This is a genomic window from Arthrobacter sp. B0490 (assembly GCF_002929355.1).
Lineage (GTDB): Bacteria > Actinomycetota > Actinomycetes > Actinomycetales > Micrococcaceae > Arthrobacter_D.
The window spans coordinates 83,300-101,230 of the sequence record NZ_PJIR01000004.1 but is presented as its reverse complement, the minus strand read 5'-3'; the positions used below and the strand labels follow the sequence as shown (position 1 = coordinate 101,230).

Sequence of the window (17,931 nt, the reverse complement as noted above, 5' to 3'; positions counted from 1 at the left end):
GGACGACGGCGCCCGGGAAATCCCGGGCGCCGTCGTCGTCCGTGGCCGCGCTCGGCGGCCCGTCCGTCAGGGACGGACGTGCTGGAGGCGGTAGCCGGCTCCCCGATGCTCCTCGGGCAGGCGGTCGCCCCTGCCGAACAGCTTGTGGCGGAGCGTGCCGTCCACGTACTCCGTCGGGTAGGCGCCGCGCTTCTGCAGCTCCGGGACCACGTACCGGATCACGTCCTCGAACGAACCCGGCGTGACGGCGTAGGCGAGGTTGAAGCCGTCGACGTCGGTCTCCTCCACCCAGGCCTGCAGCTCGTCGGCGACCTGCGCACCGGACCCGACGATCCTCGGCCCGAGTCCGCCGATGCCCGCCCACTCGGCGATGTCACGGACCGTCCAGGGGGCGCCGTCGTCGTTCACCTTCTGGAAGTTCGCCACCGCCGAGTGGATGGCGTTCGACTCCACGTTGCCGAGCGGCTCGTCCGGACCGTAGACGGACAGGTCCACCCCGAACCAGCCGGACACGAGCACCAGGGCGCCCTCGTAGCTGACGTACTGCTGGTACTCGGCGTGCTTCGCGTGGGCCTTCTCCTCCGTCTCGTCGGTGATCACGGTGAGCAGAGTGTAGATGCGGACGGAGTATCGGTCGCGTCCCTCGGCCTCCACCGCGTCGCGGATCCTGCCCACCACGTCCTTGAGGATCTCCTTCGTGGGCGCCCCCACGAAGACCGCCTCCGCGTTGCCCGCGGCGAACGCGATACCCCGCGACGATGCTCCGGCCTGGAAGATCACGGGTGTGCGCTGCGGCGACGGCTCGCTCAGGTGGATACCCGGGACCGTGAAGTAGGTGCCGTCGTGGTTGATGTCGTGGACCTTCGCGGGGTCGGTGAAGACGCCCGCCTCGCGGTCGCGGACCACCGCGTCATCCTCCCAGGAGCCTTCCAGCAGCTTGTAGAGGACCTCGAGGTACTCGTCGGCGTGGTTGTACCGCTCGTCGTGCTCCAACTGGTCCTCGTTGCCCATGTTGCGCGCGGCGGAGGGGAGGTACCCGGTGACGACGTTCCAGCCGACCCTGCCGTCGGTGAGGTGGTCCAGCGTGGAGAGGCGGCGGGCGAAGGGATACGGGTGCTCGTAGGCCGTCCCGGCCGTGACGCCGAAGCCGAGGTGCTCGGTCACCAGCGCCATGGCCGACACCAGCAGGAACGGGTCGTTGACCGGTGTCTGCGTCCCCTGCCGGAGGGTCGCCTCGTTGGAGCCTCCGTAGACGTCGTAGGTGCCGAGCACATCGGCGATGAAGATGCCGTCGAAGAGGCCCTTCTCCAGGGTCTGCGCGAGATCGGCCCAGTAGCGCAGGTCCTTGTAGCGCCAGGACTGGTCGTCCGGGTGGCGCCAGAGTCCGGGCGACTGATGGCCCACGCAGTTCATGTCGAACGCGTTGAAGCGGATGTGCCGGGGTACTGCGGGCATCGGGGAACCTCCGGATCGAGGCACTGCCATGGAGGGAGCGCCGTACTTGCCCGCACGTTCCGTGCCGGGCCGAATCCTCACCTGGGGCACCCCACTACAGCGCGGGGGTTGCCGTCCAACGAACCAGGGTTTTGCGTTGGAACTCTTGATTCTGCTCCCGAGCCTAGGTCGGGGTCCGACGGCGGGTCCAGACGCACCTGTCATGTCGCGTCACGAAGGGCGCTCAGGTGGTGGCGCTTCGCCCGTAGAGGGAGACGACGAGGAGGATGATCACCCCGTAGATGAGCTGTTGGATGTTCGCCCCGAGGTTCAGGACGGCTACGAGCGTCGAGACCTGGGCGAGCACGAGTGCTCCCCCGACGGTCCCGACGACCGAACCCCGACCACCGAAGATCGAGGCACCGCCGATGACGACCGCCGCGACCGAGGACAGCAGGTAGCTCGCTCCCATCGTCGCGGACGCCTGCTGGTAGTAGCCCACGATGACGATGCCGGCAAAGGCCGCGAGGACACCGCTCACCACGTAGCCGACGACCCGGATGCGGTCCACGGGAAGACCCCCGAGCCGAGCGGCCTCGGCCGCGGAACCGACGACGAAGAGCGACCGGCCCCATCCCGTGAAACTCAGCACCAGTTGCAGCACGCCCATGAGCGCCAATCCCAGCAGCAGGACCGCGGCCATCTCGAGGCCGAACACCGAGACCTTCGCGGACGTGATGCCGATGACGAACTCGGGGATGGCGGTGAGCTCGGAGAAATTGAAGACCAGGAGGATGACCCCGAACAGGAGGCCGTTCATGGCGATCGTCGTCACGATGGGCGTGAGCCCGAGTTTCGCGATGACCACGCCGTTGAGGAAGCCGATCACGGCTCCGGTGAGCAGGGCAGCCACGAACGCGCCCGTCGGACCCAGTGGGCCCGCAAGACCGAGGAATGCCAGGGCGGAGAAGGCGATCGTGTTCGGGACCGACAGATCGATGCCGGCCTGGATGACCGCGACCGTCTGGCCGAAGGAGGCGATCGCGAGGATGATCGCGAAGGTCGCCGTACCGATCAGTGAATCGATCGTGACGAGGTTCGGACGGATGAGTCCCCCGATCCCGAACAGCACCAGGAAGGCGACGAGGGGCCAGATGCTGCGGGGGACACGGGCGGCGACATGACGGACCGACGTGGATCTCGGGGGCCTGCCGGTCGCGACCGGGGAGTGGGTGGCGGGTGCATCCCTGACGGTCATGACCGGATTCCCTTCAGAGCGGAGGTGGTTCTGGCCCAGACCACCGGGAGCCCGACCACGGTGAAGATGATGAGTGCGCTGATCACGTACTGCCAGTAGGAGTTGACGCCGGCGAAGAAGAGGAGGTTGCCGATCAGGCCCAGCGTGCAGGCCGCGAGCACGGTACCGATGATGCTCCCCCGGCCACCGGTGAAAGCGGCACCGGCGAGCGCGACTGCGGCGATCGAGCTCAGGAGGTAGGCGTCTCCGCTCCTGGGATCACCCGTGACCGTGGAGGCGGCGAGCATGACGGCTCCGGCGGAGGTGACCATTCCTGCCAGTCCGAACGCGAGGAGCTTCGTGAGCCGCGCATCGATGCCGGCGGCCCGCACGCTTTCCATGCTCGATCCGACTCCGTAGATGTGGCGGCCGAGCGCGGTGCGCTGCAGCAGGAGCCACAGGAGCACGGCGACGACCGACAGCCAGACCAGCGAGACCGGCAGGAAGGGCACCAGTTCACCGCTCGTCGCGAGGTAGATCTCCTTGGTCACCCCGCCGCCGGGCCGGTCCAGCACTTCGCGGGCGAGGGAGCCGAAGATGAATGCGCTTGCGAGCGTCACCGCGATGGCCGGCAACCCGCCGTAGGCGACCAGGAAGCCGTTGAACAGTCCGCAGGCAAGTCCGACTCCGACCGCGAGGAGAAGGGCCACCGGTGGCGGGACGTTCTCGAGCTGGGTCGCGAACACCACGTTGCAGAGGCTCATGACGGCGCCGATGGAGATGTCGATGCCGCCGACGAGGACGACGAGGAGCTGTCCGAGGGCGACCAGGGCCAGGGGCACCACGAGGTTCGCCGCGGTCTGCAACTGGAACCGGGTGAGGAGTTCCGGGTTGATGACGATGTAGACGAGGAGGAACACGACGAAGGCGCAGATCGGTGCGATCGCACCCTCCCGGCGGAGTCGGGTCATCCCGGTGCGCTGCAGCCGGACGACGGGAGGCGAGGCGACGCTCATGCGGCCGCCCTCAGCCCCATGGAAGCGCCGACGACGGCGTCGCCGGTGAGGCGTTCGCCCACCAGCTCGTCGATGACAGCGCCCTGGTACAGCACGGCGACGCGATGACAGACGTGCACGAGTTCCTCCACCTCGGTCGAGAACCACAGGATGCCGACACCCTGCTCCGCCAGGTCGACGATCGCCGCGTACAGTTCCTGCTTGGCCCGAACATCGATGCCTCGGGTCGGATCATGCAGGAGGATGACGGTGCGCGCCCGGTCCATCCACCTCCCGAAGACGAGCTTCTGCTGGTTGCCGCCCGACAGGGTGCCGGCACGCTCGTCGGGACCGCGGGTCCGCACGGAGAGCGCGCCCAGAACACCGTCGATCCACGTCCGCTCCCGCGTGATGCGGGGCCTGCCGCCCAGTTGGTAGGCCCTGAACCATGGAACGAGGAGGTTCTCCCCGACACTCATCTCCAGTGCGAGGCCCTCCCGCTTCCGGTCCTCGGGCACGTACCCGATCCCGTGCCTGACCGACCGCACGGGTGTGGTCCCCGAGACGGGTCGTCCGGCGATGCTCCAGGAGTCCGCCGTGGCGGGAGCGGCTCCGAAGAGGGACCGCAGCAGTTCTGCCTGTCCATGGCCCTGCAGGCCTCCTATCCCGAGGATCTCGCCGGCTCCGAGAACGAGGTCGATGCCGTGCACCCCATCGGACCTCAGGTTGGTCACCTCCAGCGCGACCGCATCGGTCGTGCGTGCCGGCGGGGCCGGGAAGAACCGTGCGGCTTCGCGTCCTGCCATGAGCGAGACGAGCTGGTCGTCGGTCCAGCCGCCCCGGACGAACTCGCCGACGACCTTCCCGTCCCGTAGGACCGCTCCACGGTCGGCGATCTCGGCGATCTCGCCCAGCCGGTGCGAGACGTAGATGACGCTGCCACCGTCGGAGGTGAGATCCCGGATGCGCTGGAAGAGCCAGGCAACTCCGGGAGGTGTGAGTGCGGAGGATGCCTCGTCCAGGATCAGCAGGCTCGGCCGGCCGGCAAGGGCCCGGGCGATCTCGACCAATTGGCGATCGGCGAGCGACAGCGTGCCGACGGTGACCTGCGGATCTATGTGGGGGAGATCGAATGCACCGAGCAGTTCGGCGGCCGCGACAACCGACTTCCTCTGGGAGAACCCCCGGTACGGGGCGCCGTCGGGAAGGCTCAGGTTCTCGGCCACCGTCCAGTCCGGCACGAGGGCGAGTTCCTGGAAGGCGCAGCGCACTCCGGACTGTCTCGACTGCCTGACGCTGCCGGAAGCAAGAGGCCGGCCACCGACGACGATGCTGCCCGAGGTCGGCGGAACTGCTCCGGCAAGCATCTTCGCCACGGTGCTCTTCCCGGCACCGTTCTCACCGACGAGCGCCAGCACCTCGCCGGGGTTGCAGCGGAAGCTCACACCCTGCACCGCGTGCACCGGGCCGTAACTCTTGACCAGGTCGGTGGCGACGAGGAGCGCGTCCACCGCGGGAGGGCTGCCGTCCGGCGGTGCAGCAGGGACGGGCGCCGCAGGAGCCGCGGCGCCGATTCGTGCGTCAGTCACTGCGAATCTCCTAGGATCCCGAGTAGTACGTCATGACATCCTCGAGCGGCAGGTCGAGGCCCGGGAAGTCGTAGCCGAGCTGGAAGTTGCTCGGCTTGTCATCGAGGCAGTAGTCCTTGGCGTTCTCGTTCGTGATCTCCAGTGGCGGGAAGTACTGCTGCTTGTCGATCTCCTCGCCTTCCAGCAACTTCACCGCCTGCTCGAGGCCTTTCGCGTAGATTGCCGGTTGACCGAAGACCATGTTCCCGGTCAGGCCGTCGCCTTCGTACTTCACCAGGGCACAGGCCTCCCCGTTGTACCCGGAGCCGCCGACGACGGGGACGAACGGCAGACCCGCCGAAGCGAATGCCTCGGGCGCACCCTGGCCTCCCGTGAGGAACGAGTAGACGCCGCCGACGTCGGGGTTGGAGCGGAGGATGTTCGACATGGCTTCCTGCGCCGTGGCCTCGTTCCACCCGTTGGTGTCCTGGGCGACGATCGTGGCGCCCCCCTTCTCCAGGGTCTCGATGACACCGGGCATCGAACCCTCGTTGAGGGGGACGCCGGCAAGGCCCTCGAGTACCGCGATATTCTTGTTGTCGCCGAGATTGTCCAGCAGCCACTCGGCTCCGGTGGTTCCTGCGGTTGCCCAGTCGGTCGAGACGACGTACACATCCTCACTGTCGTAGGGACCACCGTTGGCGATCACCGGGATGCCCTGGGTCGAAGCCTGGGTGATGGCCGCATCCGCGCCGCTCGACGATGCCGGATCGAACAGGATGAGGTCAACGCCGTCGGCGATGAGGTTCTGCATCGCCGCGTTCTGCTGGGCGGCGTCGTTGTCGTTGGTCCGCACGATCTTGAGTTCGACCTTGTCCTTGTACTCGGGCGAATTGGCGAGCGCCTGGAGCGAAGCAAGCCCCATCTCCCGCCAGGCCTGCCCACCGAGCGGCTGTTCGAAGCCGATCACGAACTTCTCGCTCCCGCTCCCGTCGGGTGCCTCACTGGAGTTCGCGGGAGCACTCGCACACCCGGCGAGGACGAGGACGGAGACTGCCGCGCTCGCCACGACTGCCTGGGGCAGCGAAGGAACACGCTGGAATCTACTCATGATTTCTCCTTTGAAACCCGATGTTCGCTGTGCCAACCCAGTCCGGTCGGCAGATCAGCTGCCTGGCGGAACCGTGATTGACGGATGTAATCGGGGACACTACCGTACGGGTGATAGCGCTGCCAGTAGCGCTATCATAAAATCTTGGTAGGGTGAGAAAAATCGGATCTCGCCAGGACGCACCACCGAGACAGATCGTCGCAACGACGCGATTGGAGTTCCCGTGAGCAGTACAACTATGGCGGCAGGGCAGTCGGAGCTGCTTCCCGACGTCGACATCCGGTGCCGTAGTCACCGGATCGGCTGCATCGGTGCCGGGATGATCATGGCGGACGTGCACCTGGAGGCGTACCGTCAGGCCGGCTTCCCCGTCGTCGCCATCGCCTCACGTACGGAAGCGAAGGCCTCGGCGGTCGCCGAGCGCTACGGCATCCCGACAGTGCATCGGACTCCCGAGGAGCTCATCGATGACGCGTCGATCGAGATCCTGGATATCGCCTATCCGCCCGACCTCCAGCCCGCCCTCATCCGCCGGGCCCTGGCAACGCCGCACATCCGGGCGGTACTCGCCCAGAAGCCTCTCGCCCTCGATCTCGCCGAGGCACTCGCCCTGCGGGACGATGCGGCCGCCGCCGGGAAGATCCTCTCGGTCAACCAGAACATGCGGTACGACCAGTCGATCCGGGTGCTTCGCCAACTCCTCGACCGGGGCGACCTGGGAACCCCGGTCATCGCGACCATCGAGATGCGCGCCATCCCCCACTGGCAGGGTTTCCTCGAGGGTTACGACCGACTGACCCTGGCGAACATGAGCGTGCACCACCTCGATGCACTGCGATTCCTCTTCGGGGAACCCACGGAGATCATGACCGTCGCCCGCGAGGATCCCCGCACCGCTTTCGACCACGAGGACGGCATCGTGGTGTCGACCCTGCGGTTCCCGAACAACGTGCTCGCCATGACGATGGAAGACGTCTGGAGCGGGCCGCGGGAGGAGGGCTTCGATTCCGATCCCTACATCAAGTGGCGCGTGGAGGGAACCCGCGGTGTCGCCCAGGGCACCATCGGCTGGCCGACCGGCACGCCCTCCACGCTCACCTACGCATCCGCACTCACCACCGGCGGCTCATGGGTCACCCCCACCTGGAACACCCACTGGTTCCCCCACGCATTCATCGGCGTCATGGAGCAGGTGCAGTACGCGGTCGAGACGGCCACCCCGCCCGTCCTCTCGGTGGCCGACAACGTCAGGACCATGGCCCTGGTCGAGGCCGGCTACCGGTCGATCGCCGAACACCGGCCCGTCCTTCTCAGCGAGTTCGATCTCTGATCCCCCGGAGGGGGCGCCTCCGTGTGCTCCGACTCCCGCTCAATACCAGTTCCATCCGCAGTCCCCTTTCGATCACAAGGAGCAATGACGCCATGATCCAAGTCGGTATCTTCAGCGGGTACTTCCCCTACGAACTCGAGACCACAGCGAAGACCATTCGCGATCTCGGTTTCAACACCGTGCAACTCGACCTGCACTTCAAGGACCTGGACCTGTCAGCAGGACAGATCACTAAGGAGAAGGCGAAGAGGGTGAGCGACACCTTCCGGAACAACGACCTCCCCATCTGCGCCATCTCCGGCTACACGAACATCGTGCACCCGGACCCCGACCACCGGAAGGCGAACGTCGAGTACCTGAAGGAGATCCTCCGCAATGCCCGCTCCTTCGGCACCCCGTACGTCATCAGTGAATCGGGCACCTTCAACCCCGACAGCGAGTGGGACCACCACCCCCACAACCGCACGGAAGACGGCTACGAGCAGGTGCGGAGCGTCCTCACGGAACTCGCGCAGACGGCCTACGACCACGGTGCCACGTTCCTCCTGGAGACCTATGTCAACAACGTCATCGGCTCCGTCCGGGAGACGGTGCGCGTCTTCAACGACGTCCGCACGCCCGGTCTCGAACTTCTCATGGACCCGACGAACTACTTCGACGGGGACAACATCGACGAGATGGACGCCGTGCTGAACGAGGTGTTCGACACCCTGGGAGACCGGGTCCGGGTCGCCCACGCGAAGGACGTCAAGCGCGCGGGCGACGACAAGAGCGAGAAGCACGCCGATATCGGGGACGAGAATGCCCTGGCGTCCCACACGTTCCGCGGGGTCGGGGACATCGAACTGCCCGCGGCCGGTCTGGGATCCCTGAACTACGACCTCTATCTCCAGCGGCTCGCCGAGCGCAACCCGAACGTCCCCCTCATCATCGAGCATCTGGACGAGTCGGACGTGCCGCGCGCCAAGCAGTTCATCGTCGAGACGCTCAAGAAATACGGAATCTGACGGTGACGGGGGGACGTGCGCTGCATCGACGGGTCGCAGTGGTCACAGGAGCCGGAGGGGCATTGGGACGTGCCACGTCCCTCCGGCTGGGCTCGGACGGTTTCGCTGTCGCGGTCCTCGGACGCAAGAGTACCGAGTTGGAGGAGACGGCCGGCCAGCTCGAAGCGCAGTCCGTCCCGACACGCATCCTCGAGGTGGACCTGAGGGACGCCGACGCCATCGACGTCGCCCTGACGTCGACGAACGAGGACTTCGGGCCCGTTGCAGCCCTCGTGAACAATGCGGCCATCTATCCGAGCACGCCGTTCCTCGACATCCCCCTTTCCGAGTACGACGACGTCGTCACGGTCAACCAGCGAGCCTACTTCTATGCGGCCCAGGTGGCAGCCCGGGGGATGGTGGCGCGTCGCGAGGGTGCGATCGTCAACGTCGGATCGATCACCTGGCACGGCGGCTGGTCGAACCTCGCCAGCTATGTGTCGACCAAAGGCGCGGCGGTGTCGCTGACGCGGGCCCTGGCGCGGGAACTCGGGGAGTTCGGTGTCCGGGTGAACGCGGTCTCACCGGGTGCGTTCCCCACGAAGGCGGAGGAGATCCAGGGCGACGCCGCACGCTACGGTGCGCACGTCCTCGCGCACCAGTCACTCAAGCGCCGCGGCACCGATGCCGAACTCGCAGCGGTGATCTCCTTCCTGGTCGGCCCGGACTCGTCCTTCGTGACAGGGCAGACCATCAATGTCGACGGCGGATGGATCATGGAATGAGGATGTGCGGATGAGGATCTTCGACAGGAACCTGACGCGAGCGGAGCTCGCAGAGCGCACCGGCGACCTCTCGGCGGTGGCGGGCATCCGCCAGGTGGTGCTCGACAACGGTCTCGAACGCGGGGTGCGGGCCATCGACCTGCGCACTGCGGCGGGCCTGGAGGTCGAGGTGCTGGTGGACCGGGCCTTCGACCTCGGCTCCGCGAGATACCGGGGAGCGCCCCTCGGCTGGCGCTCGGGCAACGGCTTCCGCCATCCGGGCCTCCACGAGCACAACGACGAGGGGGGCCTCTCCTGGCTCCGCGCACTCGACGGACTGCTCGTGAGCGGGGGCCTGGACCACACCCTCTTCGGAGGCGACGTGGACGCGACGGGCTACGCCTACCCCCCCAAGCGGACGGTGAGCCACGGCCTGCACGGCCGCCTCACCGCGATCCCTGCCCGGTTGCTGGAGGCGCGCGAGATCGTCGGCGACGACGGGTCCTCGGTCCTGAGGGTCGTGGGGGAAGTCGTGCAGGCCACCTCGTTCGGCGAACACCTGCGGCTCACGCGGACCATCGAACTGGACTTCGACGGGCACGAGATCCGGCTGCACGACCTCGTGGACAATCTCGGCTTCGAACGGACGCCACACATGTTCCTCTACCACCTCAACTTCGGCTGGCCGCTGGTCGACGAGGGCACCGAGTTCGTCGCCGCCATCGACTCCACGCTGTGGGCGTCGGACTCGGTCGCGGTCCAGGGCGTGTCCTATCGCAAGCTGCCGCAGCCGCAGAAGGGCTTCGTCGAACAGGTCTTCGAGCATGAGTTGCTGGCGGACGAGGAGGGCCGCCATCGGGTGGCGCTGCTCTCCGCGGACAGCGGATTCGGCGTCGAGGTGTCCTGGGATGCAGCAGGCATGCCGCACTTCTTCGAATGGCAGAACCTGCGGAGCGGTCAGTACGCGATAGGTCTCGAACCGTCCACGCACCATGTGACCGGCGACGCGGGAGCCCGCGACGACGGCTCGATGATCTGGCTCGAGCACGGGCAGTCGCGCGAGTACCGCACCACCATCCGCATCCTCGAGGGCTCGGACGCCGTCGACGCTGCCCGCCGTACGATCAGGGCCGCCGGCGACCAACCCGAGTAGTACGGGATCCGCGGCGGCCCATCCCACCCACCCCTGCACTGCGAGCGCTCCGTCGGTCGACGGAGGCCCTGCCAACCGATCACGAGGAACCCATGATGAGTGACCCAACCGCCAACGATGCCCCGGAGGTGCTCTCCGGCATCCGGGTGCTCGACTGCTCCATCGCCATGGCAGGGCCCTTCGCGGCGCAACGCCTCGGCGACCTCGGCGCGGACGTGATCAAGGTCGAACCGACGGCCGGGGAATGGCAGCGCCACGCTGCCGCCGGCGGGGCGACGGGTCACCGCATCAATGTGTCGTTCCTGTCGCTCAACCGGAACAAGCGGTCGATCGCGGTCGACCTCAAGTCGGATGACGGCAGGGGGATCATCCACGACCTGGTGAGAACGGCGGACGTGTTCCTCCAGAACTACCGCCCGGGCGTCGCCGCCCGACTCGGGGTCGATTACGAGACGCTCAGGGCCCTCAATCCGGGAATCATCTACGTCTCGATCTCCGGTTACGGGGAGGACGGACCCTACCGCAACCGGCCCGGACAGGATCTGCTGCTCCAGGCGATGAGCGGTGCGATGCTCTCCGCGGGTCGCCACGGCGAACCCCCGGCAGCGGCGGGCCAGTACCTGGTGGACGCCGTCACGGCCTCGACGGCGTTCGAAGGAGTTCTCGCCGCGTTGTTCCACCGCGAACGGACGGGTGAGGGTCAGCTCGTATCGGTCAACATGCTCGACGCGATCACCACCCTGCAGATGCAGGAGTTGTCGGTCTTCACCGTCGGGAATGTCCCCCAGACCCGGGGGGAACAGGCCCACGCGCATGTCTACATCCGCGCGCCGTACGGAACCTTCTCCACCGCGGACGGCTTCATCGCGCTGGCCATGCCCGACCTCCATGTCCTCGGCGACGTCATCGGCGAGCCCTCGTTCCTGGGCATGGACTCGGAGACCGACAGCTGGACCGCTCGCGACGAGATCTTCGAGAAGACCGCTGCCCGCCTCGTCACCCGCACCAGCGCCGAGTGGCTCGAACTCCTGGGCGCCGTGGGGATCTGGGCAGGTCCTGTCTACGACTACCAGGACCTCATCGACGATGAGCAGATCGCCCACAACGGCACGTTCATCGAGTACGACCACCCCACGGAGGGACTCGTGAAGACCCCGGGCTTCCCCTACCGCCTCTCGGCCACTCCTCCCCGCATCCATCGGGGGGCACCCCTGGCGGGTGAGCACACGCTGGAGATCCTCACGGAACTCGGCATCGGAAGCGGTCGGGCTGCAGCACTGGTGGAGTCGGGAGTCGTCGCCGATGAGGCGCCCATCAGTGCGGGACGGTCCGGGACCGCCGCGCCGGATCGGGAATCCGCGTGAACTCCTACCGGGGCATCACCTGGGACCATCCCCGCGGCAGGAACGCACTCCTGGCCGCCGCCGAGGACGAGCGGAGACGCGGAACCGGCCTCGATCTCACCTGGTTCGCGCACTCCCTCGAACACTTCGAGTCGCACCCGATCGACGACCTCGCCCCGGACTACGACCTCATCGTCCTCGACCACCCCCACCTGGGCGATGCCCTGCAACACCACGTGCTGATGCCCATGGAAGAGATCGTCGGGGCCGAACGTATCCGGCGCTGGTCCGGACAGTCGGTGGGGCCGTCGTTCGACTCGTACTCCGTCGGCGGCGTCCAGTGGGCCCTCCCACTCGACGCGGCCACCCAGGTCTCCGTGTACAAGCCCGCGCTCGTGACCGCCCCGCCGGTGCTCTGGGACGACGTCGAGATCCTCTCGACCACCGTTCCCGTCGCCCTCTCACTGGCCGGTCCGCACGCTTACCTCACCTTCTCCTCCATCTGCGCGGCGTACGACGCCCCGGTGGGCGGCCCGCACGACGGAGGCGCCGGGGTCGCAGCGGACGCCTTCGTGGCGGAGGAGATCGGCATCCGCGCCCTCTCGCGGATGCGGGCCATCGGCTCTCGCGCGCCATCCGACGCAGCCGGGCAGAACCCCATCTCCCTGCTCCAGCGCATGACCGACACCGACGACATCGCCTACTGCCCACTCGTGTACGGCTATGTGAACTACTCCTCGCCGACCCTCCGCTTCGGGGATGCACCATCCGTCGTGCCGGGAGGACGGCACGGGTCCACGATCGGAGGCACCGGCCTCGCCGTCAGCACCCGTACCGAGGTCACCTCCTCGCTCGTCGACCACATCGACTGGCTGATGTCCCCGGACGCGCAACGCCGGTTCATCCCCCGGCACGACGGTCAGCCGTCCAGCCGGCGCGCCTGGACCGACGGCGAGGTCAACCGCGCGTCCGCGGGGTTCTACCGCTCGACGCTCGCCACGATCGAGGACTCCTCGGTCCGCCCCCGGTTCCCCGGCTACATCGGCTTCCAGTCCGCCGCCTCCGCGATCGTGCGGGACGTCGTGGCAGGGAAGGAGACCGCGGAGTCAGGATTCACCCGACTCCGCAGGGCATACGCCGCCGCAGTCCCCGTCACGACAGGAAAGGTCTCATGATGCTGCCCCCCATTGAGCTCGACACGGAGGAGATCGTCGTCGATCTCGCAGGGCAGGTCGCCACCATCACCCTCAATCGCCCCGGCAAGCTCAACTCGGTGACGCAGGGGATGTCCGATGCCCTGGTGCTGGCCGTGGAATGGGCCAACGACAGCGACGACGTCCGCGCGGTCGTCCTCACAGGGGCCGGCGACCGCTCCTTCTGCACGGGGTCGGACATCCGGCAGCTCGACAAGTACGCCACCCCCTGGGATTTCCGCAATCGAGCGGATTACTGCGATGCACTCCACCTCCTGCGGAAGCCGGTGATCGCGGCCGTCAACGGTTATGCGTTCGGGGGTGGCCTGGAGACGGCGATGGCCTGCGACATCCGGATAGCCTCGGCCACGGCATCGTTCGCGGCCCCCGAGATCAAGCTGGGCTGGATCGGAGGCGGAGGAATGAGTACCTTCCTTGCCCATTCGATCGGTGCCGGCAATGCAGCCATGATGCTGATGACCGGCGATCCGATCGATGCGCATCGCGCGCTCTCGTGGGGACTCGTGTCGGAGGTCGTCGCCCCTGATGCACTGCTCGCCCGCGCCGCCGAACTCGCCGCGACCATCGCCTCACGCCCGCCGATCGCCGCGGAGACCGCGAAGGCGAATCTTCGCGCGGCCTTCAACCTGCCGCAGGACCAGGCGATCGCCTACGAACGTGACCTCCAGACGGTCGCCTTCGCCACGAGCGACGCAGCAGAGGGCCGGGCAGCCTTCGCCGAGAAACGCGAGGGAATCTTCCGCCGCCGGTGACACGCGCACCGGCGGGTCGCCCGCACCAATCGTCTCGAGAACGGACCGAGGGAGAACCGATGAGCACCGAGGACACGATCGACAGCACCATGACGCCGGACCGCGCTGTGTCCGGCGGGCGCGCCGACAACACCGACGACATCGAAGCCGCCCTGGCACTTCCGGCCGACAGCTATGCGGGCACGCTGATCGGGCGCGTCTGGGATCCTGCCGCCGGCGGGCCCTCCCCCGTCATCATCCGCGAGGACGGCGTCTTCGATCTCAGCGCCACCTTCCCGACGGTGAGCGAACTGTGCGAGGTCCCGGAGCCTGCGGGCGCCGCCCGGGCCGCCGCGGGACAACGTCTGGGCTCCTTCAACGCCATCTACGCCAACACGATGCCTCCGGCCCGGGACCTCTCGACGCCTCGGTTCCTCGCACCCGTCGACCTCCAGACCCTCCGCGCGGCCGGTGTCACCTTCGCCGTGTCGATGATCGAACGCGTGATCGAAGAGCGTGTGCGCGGCGACATCGACGCGGCGGCCCGGATGCGCGACAGCATCCTGGCCGAGATCGGGACCGACCTGCACGACGTGCGACCCGGGTCCGACGACGCGGTCGCACTCAAGAACTACCTTCTCGCCGAGGGTCTCTGGAGCCAGTACCTGGAAGTCGGCATCGGCCCCGATGCGGAGATCTTCACCAAAGGTCCCACCCTCTCTGCCGTTGGAACGGCAGCACAGGTCGGAGTGCTGTCCACGTCGCTCTGGAACAACCCCGAGCCCGAGGTCGCACTGATCGTCGATTCGACCGGGCGCATCGTCGGCACCACCCTCGGCAACGACGTCAACCTCCGCGACGTCGAGGGGAGGTCGGCGCTTCTGCTGCCGAAGGCGAAGGACAACAACGCGTCCTGCGCCCTGGGGCCCTTCATCCGGTTGTTCGATGGCACCTTCGATCTGGCGGCGGTCCGGGCCATGCGGGTGAGCCTGACGATCGACGGTCCGGACGGTTTCACCCTCGAGGCGACCTCCGACATGGCGCAGATCAGCCGCGACCCGCTCGAACTCGTCGCGCAGCTCACGGGGCCGCAGCACCAGTATCCCGACGGAGCGGTCCTCATGCTCGGGACGATGTTCGCGCCGATCGTCGACCGCGACGTGAAGGACCGGGGCTTCACGCACAAGCGGGGCGACGTCGTTAGGATCTCGTCGCGGGAACTGGGTACTCTTGTCAATTACGTCGAGGAGAGCGAGAGGTGCGACCGGTGGGAGTTCGGCATCGGCTCTCTGATGCGGAATCTCGCAAGCAGGAGCCTGCTGTGACCGACGCGGGCTCCTCAGCACCGGCGCCTCCCACCCGGTCCGAGCTCAGGGATGACCACCCCGACGTGACGGGCACCGGACCTACCGGCCCCCGACAGACCCGGCGTTCGACCAACACCGTGACGCTCACCGATGTCGCGTTGCACGCCGGCGTCTCGCCCCAGACGGTCTCACGATCCATCCGGTCACCCGACCTGGTATCCAGGTTCACCCTGGAACGCGTCCGGCGATCCATCGAGGCGACGGGTTACGTGCCGAATCTCGCGGCGAGCAATCTCGCCTCCAATCGCAGCATGACAGTGGCGGCGATCATTCCGGCCATTTCGGCCTCGGTGTTCGCAGACGCGCTCCACGGGCTCGACGAGATCCTCGCCCCTGCCGGCTACCAGCTGTTCATCGGTTCCACGGACTACCGGCCCGCGCACGAGGAGGAGCTCGTGCGCGCCTTCCTGGGCCGCCGACCGGATGGCATCTTCATCGTCGGAACCCACCACTCGCCGCTCACGGACCACCTGCTCCGTGAAGCCCAGGTACCGGTCGTCGAGGCGTGGGACCTCACCGAGGACCCGATCGACAGCGTCGTCGGATTCTCGAACGGCGACGCCCTCAGGGCCGTCGTGGAGTTCGCTGCCGAGCGAGGGTACGCGCATCCCACCTTCGCCGGATCCTTCCAGAGCGGCGACTTCCGCGCCGTGGCCCGGCGGGCCAGCTTCGAGGATGCGGTGCGCGAGCTGTATCCGGGCGAGCAGGTGCGTGTCGTCGACTCGGGCACCGCAACCGTGGATTTCGAGACAGGGCGCCAGCTGCTCGACGAAACCCTGAGGGTTCACCCGGAGACCGACGTCCTGATGTTCGCGAGCGACGTGTTCGCCGCAGGTGCCCTGCTCGAATGCGCTCGGCGCGGGATGTCCATCCCCCAGGACATCGCGATCACCGGGTTCGGTGATTTCGAGATCGCCCGGCATCTCGTCCCGACCCTCACGACCGTGGCGGTCCCGAACCGGGAGATCGGCACCACCGCTGGTCGCCTGCTGCTCGCCCGGATGACAGACCAACCCGTACTCACCCCGAAGGTCGATCTCGGCTTCTCGGTGATACCCCGCGAAAGCGCCTGACCCGCCGCCCCTCGGCTCCGCCTGACCAGCAGAAGGACCCACCATGTTGACGACAACCGACCCTCGAACGGGTGTTAGCGCTATCACCGCACTGGCATCCACCTCTCCCACCGAGGTCGATGCGGTGGCCGAGCGCGCAGTGAAGGCTGCCGCGGAGCTACGCCGCCGAAGTCGCGAGTTCCGGGCGGCACTCCTGGACGCTATCGCGGCGTCCGTGGAGGCCGCACGCGATACCCTCGTCGCGACAGCCGACGCGGAGACAGGGCTCGGAGCCGCCCGCCTCGACGGTGAGGTGAGCCGTTCGGCCTTCCAGTTCACGCTCTTCGCCGACGCGGTCCGGGAAGGCAGCCTCGTCGAAGCCATGATCGACCACGCCGCGGAGACATCCCTCGGGCCCGCTCCGGACGTGCGTCGCATGCTCGTCCCGATCGGGCCGGTTGCCGTGTTCGGCTCGAGCAATTTCCCGTTCGCGTTCTCGGTGCTCGGCGGGGATACGGCATCAGCCATCGCCGCTGGTTGCCCGGTGGTGATCAAGGCGCACGGATCCCACGTGCTGACCTCGCAGCTCTCACTCGAGGTGCTGCAGGAGGCCGCACGGGCCACCCATGCGCCCGATGGGACCTTCGACGCAGTGTTCGGACAGGAGGCAGGGCTCGCGCTCGTCGCCCACCCGGCGATCCGGGCCGCCAGTTTCACGGGCTCCCTCGCTGCCGCCGAATCCCTGCAGCGCGCCATCCACACGAGGCCGGACCCCATCCCGTTCTTCGGAGAGCTCTCGAGCATCAACCCGATCGTCATCACGGAGGGCGCAGCACGCGCGCGCGGGGCGGACATCGCCGCCGGCTTGTTCGCGTCATTCACCGGTTCTGCCGGCCAGCTCTGCACGAAGCCCGGTATCGCATTCATCCCCGAGGGCCCGTCGGGCGAAGCAATGGTGGAATCCCTGAAGGGGTTCACCACTGCAGCACGTCCACAGGTCCTCCTGAACGATCGCATTCATGCGTCATTCGGCGCGATCTCGGAGCGCCTCGTCAAGGGCGGGGCTGCCAAGGTCGCGACCGGCCTCACCGCCCCCGGGTCGGCCACGGCCAGCGACGATTCCTCGTCCGGGGGATTCACGGTGCCACCCACGGTACTGGAGACCTCGGCCGCGCTGCTGACCCAGGAGCTTGCCGAGGAGTGCTTCGGTCCGCTGATCGTCGTAGCCCGATACTCCGCACTCGAGGAAGTCCGGGAGGCGTTCCGCCGCATCCCGAAATCGTTGACAGCGACCCTCCACATGGAGGACGACGAAGCCGCCATCACCGCCGAACTCTCACCGGTCATGGAGGCGAGTGCCGGTCGGATCGTCTTCAACGGCTACCCGACCGGCGTCCGGGTGACGTGGGCCCAGCACCATGGCGGCCCCTGGCCGGCGACCGACTCCCAGCACACCTCAGTAGGCGTCACGGCAGTGCGGCGCTTCCTTCGGCCGGTGGCCTGGCAGAACGCTCCCCAGGCCGCCCTGCCGGACGAACTGCGTGACGGTTACGAGGCCATTCCCCGGCGGATCGACGGGTTGCTCGTGCTTCCCGATCCGAGGAGTGAAGGATGACGCTTGTTCTCAGGGCGTGACACCCCGACCA

15 protein-coding genes and 1 riboswitch are annotated in these 17,931 nt (G+C 67.6%); of the genes, 10 read left to right on the top strand and 5 right to left on the bottom strand.

The features are described from left to right. Positions 1-66: 66 nt before the first annotated feature. The 5 genes from CXQ97_RS08485 to CXQ97_RS08465 all read right to left on the bottom strand — a co-directional run bounded on the left by CXQ97_RS08485 (position 67) and on the right by CXQ97_RS08465 (position 6,345). A complete protein-coding gene (locus tag CXQ97_RS08485; RefSeq protein ID WP_104180432.1) occupies positions 67-1,455 on the bottom strand; it encodes an LLM class flavin-dependent oxidoreductase in 1,389 nt (462 codons plus the stop codon). A gap of 37 nt (positions 1,456-1,492) precedes the next feature. Next, positions 1,493-1,606, bottom strand: a riboswitch (SAM riboswitch). Between the two features lie 72 nt (positions 1,607-1,678). Further along, positions 1,679-2,692 carry an ABC transporter permease gene (locus tag CXQ97_RS08480; protein WP_104180431.1) on the bottom strand — a complete coding sequence of 338 codons (1,014 nt, stop codon included), beginning with the start codon at positions 2,690-2,692 and terminating at the stop codon, positions 1,679-1,681. Then, the gene (locus tag CXQ97_RS08475) at positions 2,689-3,687 is read right to left on the bottom strand and encodes an ABC transporter permease (protein ID WP_104180430.1); all 999 of its coding nucleotides are present in this window, start codon (positions 3,685-3,687) and stop codon (positions 2,689-2,691) included. The genes CXQ97_RS08480 and CXQ97_RS08475 overlap by 4 nt, the downstream gene beginning before the upstream one ends. Beyond that, positions 3,684-5,255: a sugar ABC transporter ATP-binding protein gene (locus CXQ97_RS08470; protein WP_104180429.1), complete on the bottom strand. Its 1,572-nt coding sequence runs from the start codon at positions 5,253-5,255 to the stop codon at positions 3,684-3,686. Before CXQ97_RS08470 ends, CXQ97_RS08475 begins: the two co-directional genes overlap by 4 nt. A 10-nt stretch (positions 5,256-5,265) precedes the next feature. Continuing rightward, positions 5,266-6,345, bottom strand: a complete 1,080-nt coding sequence (locus CXQ97_RS08465) for an ABC transporter substrate-binding protein (protein WP_104180428.1) — start codon at positions 6,343-6,345, stop codon at positions 5,266-5,268. 223 nt (positions 6,346-6,568) lie between these two features. On the opposite strand from CXQ97_RS08465, the gene CXQ97_RS08460 reads away from it, so the two are divergent. The 10 genes from CXQ97_RS08460 (at position 6,569) to CXQ97_RS08415 (ending at position 17,900) form a co-directional block, all read left to right on the top strand. Further along, on the top strand, positions 6,569-7,675 hold the full coding sequence (locus CXQ97_RS08460; protein WP_219815400.1) for a Gfo/Idh/MocA family protein: 1,107 nt from the start codon (positions 6,569-6,571) through the stop codon (positions 7,673-7,675). 92 nt (positions 7,676-7,767) lie between these two features. Beyond that, complete coding sequence (locus CXQ97_RS08455) at positions 7,768-8,682, top strand: sugar phosphate isomerase/epimerase (RefSeq protein ID WP_104180426.1); 915 nt, start codon at positions 7,768-7,770, stop codon at positions 8,680-8,682. A gap of 2 nt (positions 8,683-8,684) precedes the next feature. Continuing rightward, positions 8,685-9,446: an SDR family NAD(P)-dependent oxidoreductase gene (locus CXQ97_RS08450; protein ID WP_306739648.1), complete on the top strand. Its 762-nt coding sequence runs from the start codon at positions 8,685-8,687 to the stop codon at positions 9,444-9,446. A gap of 10 nt (positions 9,447-9,456) precedes the next feature. Then, positions 9,457-10,578, top strand: coding sequence for an aldose 1-epimerase family protein (locus tag CXQ97_RS08445; protein WP_104180425.1), 1,122 nt, complete (start codon positions 9,457-9,459; stop codon positions 10,576-10,578). 92 nt (positions 10,579-10,670) lie between these two features. Beyond that, positions 10,671-11,942, top strand: coding sequence for a CaiB/BaiF CoA-transferase family protein (locus CXQ97_RS08440; RefSeq protein ID WP_219815398.1), 1,272 nt, complete (start codon positions 10,671-10,673; stop codon positions 11,940-11,942). Further along, positions 11,939-13,096 carry a hypothetical protein gene (locus CXQ97_RS08435; RefSeq protein WP_104180424.1) on the top strand — a complete coding sequence of 386 codons (1,158 nt, stop codon included), beginning with the start codon at positions 11,939-11,941 and terminating at the stop codon, positions 13,094-13,096. Before CXQ97_RS08440 ends, CXQ97_RS08435 begins: the two co-directional genes overlap by 4 nt. After that, positions 13,093-13,887: an enoyl-CoA hydratase/isomerase family protein gene (locus CXQ97_RS08430; protein WP_219815397.1), complete on the top strand. Its 795-nt coding sequence runs from the start codon at positions 13,093-13,095 to the stop codon at positions 13,885-13,887. The genes CXQ97_RS08435 and CXQ97_RS08430 overlap by 4 nt, the downstream gene beginning before the upstream one ends. Before the next feature lie 59 nt (positions 13,888-13,946). Next, positions 13,947-15,191 carry a fumarylacetoacetate hydrolase family protein gene (locus CXQ97_RS08425; RefSeq protein ID WP_258062432.1) on the top strand — a complete coding sequence of 415 codons (1,245 nt, stop codon included), beginning with the start codon at positions 13,947-13,949 and terminating at the stop codon, positions 15,189-15,191. After that, entirely contained in the window at positions 15,188-16,306 is a 1,119-nt protein-coding gene (locus CXQ97_RS08420) for a LacI family DNA-binding transcriptional regulator (RefSeq protein ID WP_219815396.1), read from the top strand. Before CXQ97_RS08425 ends, CXQ97_RS08420 begins: the two co-directional genes overlap by 4 nt. Positions 16,307-16,349: 43 nt before the next feature. Next, positions 16,350-17,900, top strand: a complete 1,551-nt coding sequence (locus CXQ97_RS08415; RefSeq protein ID WP_104180423.1) for an aldehyde dehydrogenase (NADP(+)) — start codon at positions 16,350-16,352, stop codon at positions 17,898-17,900. Positions 17,901-17,931 lie beyond the last annotated feature (31 nt).

Excerpts from the sequence above, each read along its gene's own strand:
- CXQ97_RS08475 (WP_104180430.1), bottom strand. The coding sequence starts at position 3,687 with ATGAGCGTCGCCTCGCCTCCCGTCGTCCGGCTGCAGCGCACCGGGATG.
- CXQ97_RS08430 (WP_219815397.1), top strand. The coding sequence starts at position 13,093 with ATGATGCTGCCCCCCATTGAGCTCGACACGGAGGAGATCGTCGTCGAT.
- CXQ97_RS08425 (WP_258062432.1), top strand. The coding sequence starts at position 13,947 with ATGAGCACCGAGGACACGATCGACAGCACCATGACGCCGGACCGCGCT.
- CXQ97_RS08445 (WP_104180425.1), top strand. The coding sequence starts at position 9,457 with ATGAGGATCTTCGACAGGAACCTGACGCGAGCGGAGCTCGCAGAGCGC.
- CXQ97_RS08465 (WP_104180428.1), bottom strand. The coding sequence starts at position 6,345 with ATGAGTAGATTCCAGCGTGTTCCTTCGCTGCCCCAGGCAGTCGTGGCG.
- CXQ97_RS08415 (WP_104180423.1), top strand. The coding sequence starts at position 16,350 with ATGTTGACGACAACCGACCCTCGAACGGGTGTTAGCGCTATCACCGCA.
- CXQ97_RS08480 (WP_104180431.1), bottom strand. The coding sequence starts at position 2,692 with ATGACCGTCAGGGATGCACCCGCCACCCACTCCCCGGTCGCGACCGGC.
- CXQ97_RS08440 (WP_219815398.1), top strand. The coding sequence starts at position 10,671 with ATGATGAGTGACCCAACCGCCAACGATGCCCCGGAGGTGCTCTCCGGC.
- CXQ97_RS08455 (WP_104180426.1), top strand. The coding sequence starts at position 7,768 with ATGATCCAAGTCGGTATCTTCAGCGGGTACTTCCCCTACGAACTCGAG.
- CXQ97_RS08485 (WP_104180432.1), bottom strand. The coding sequence starts at position 1,455 with ATGCCCGCAGTACCCCGGCACATCCGCTTCAACGCGTTCGACATGAAC.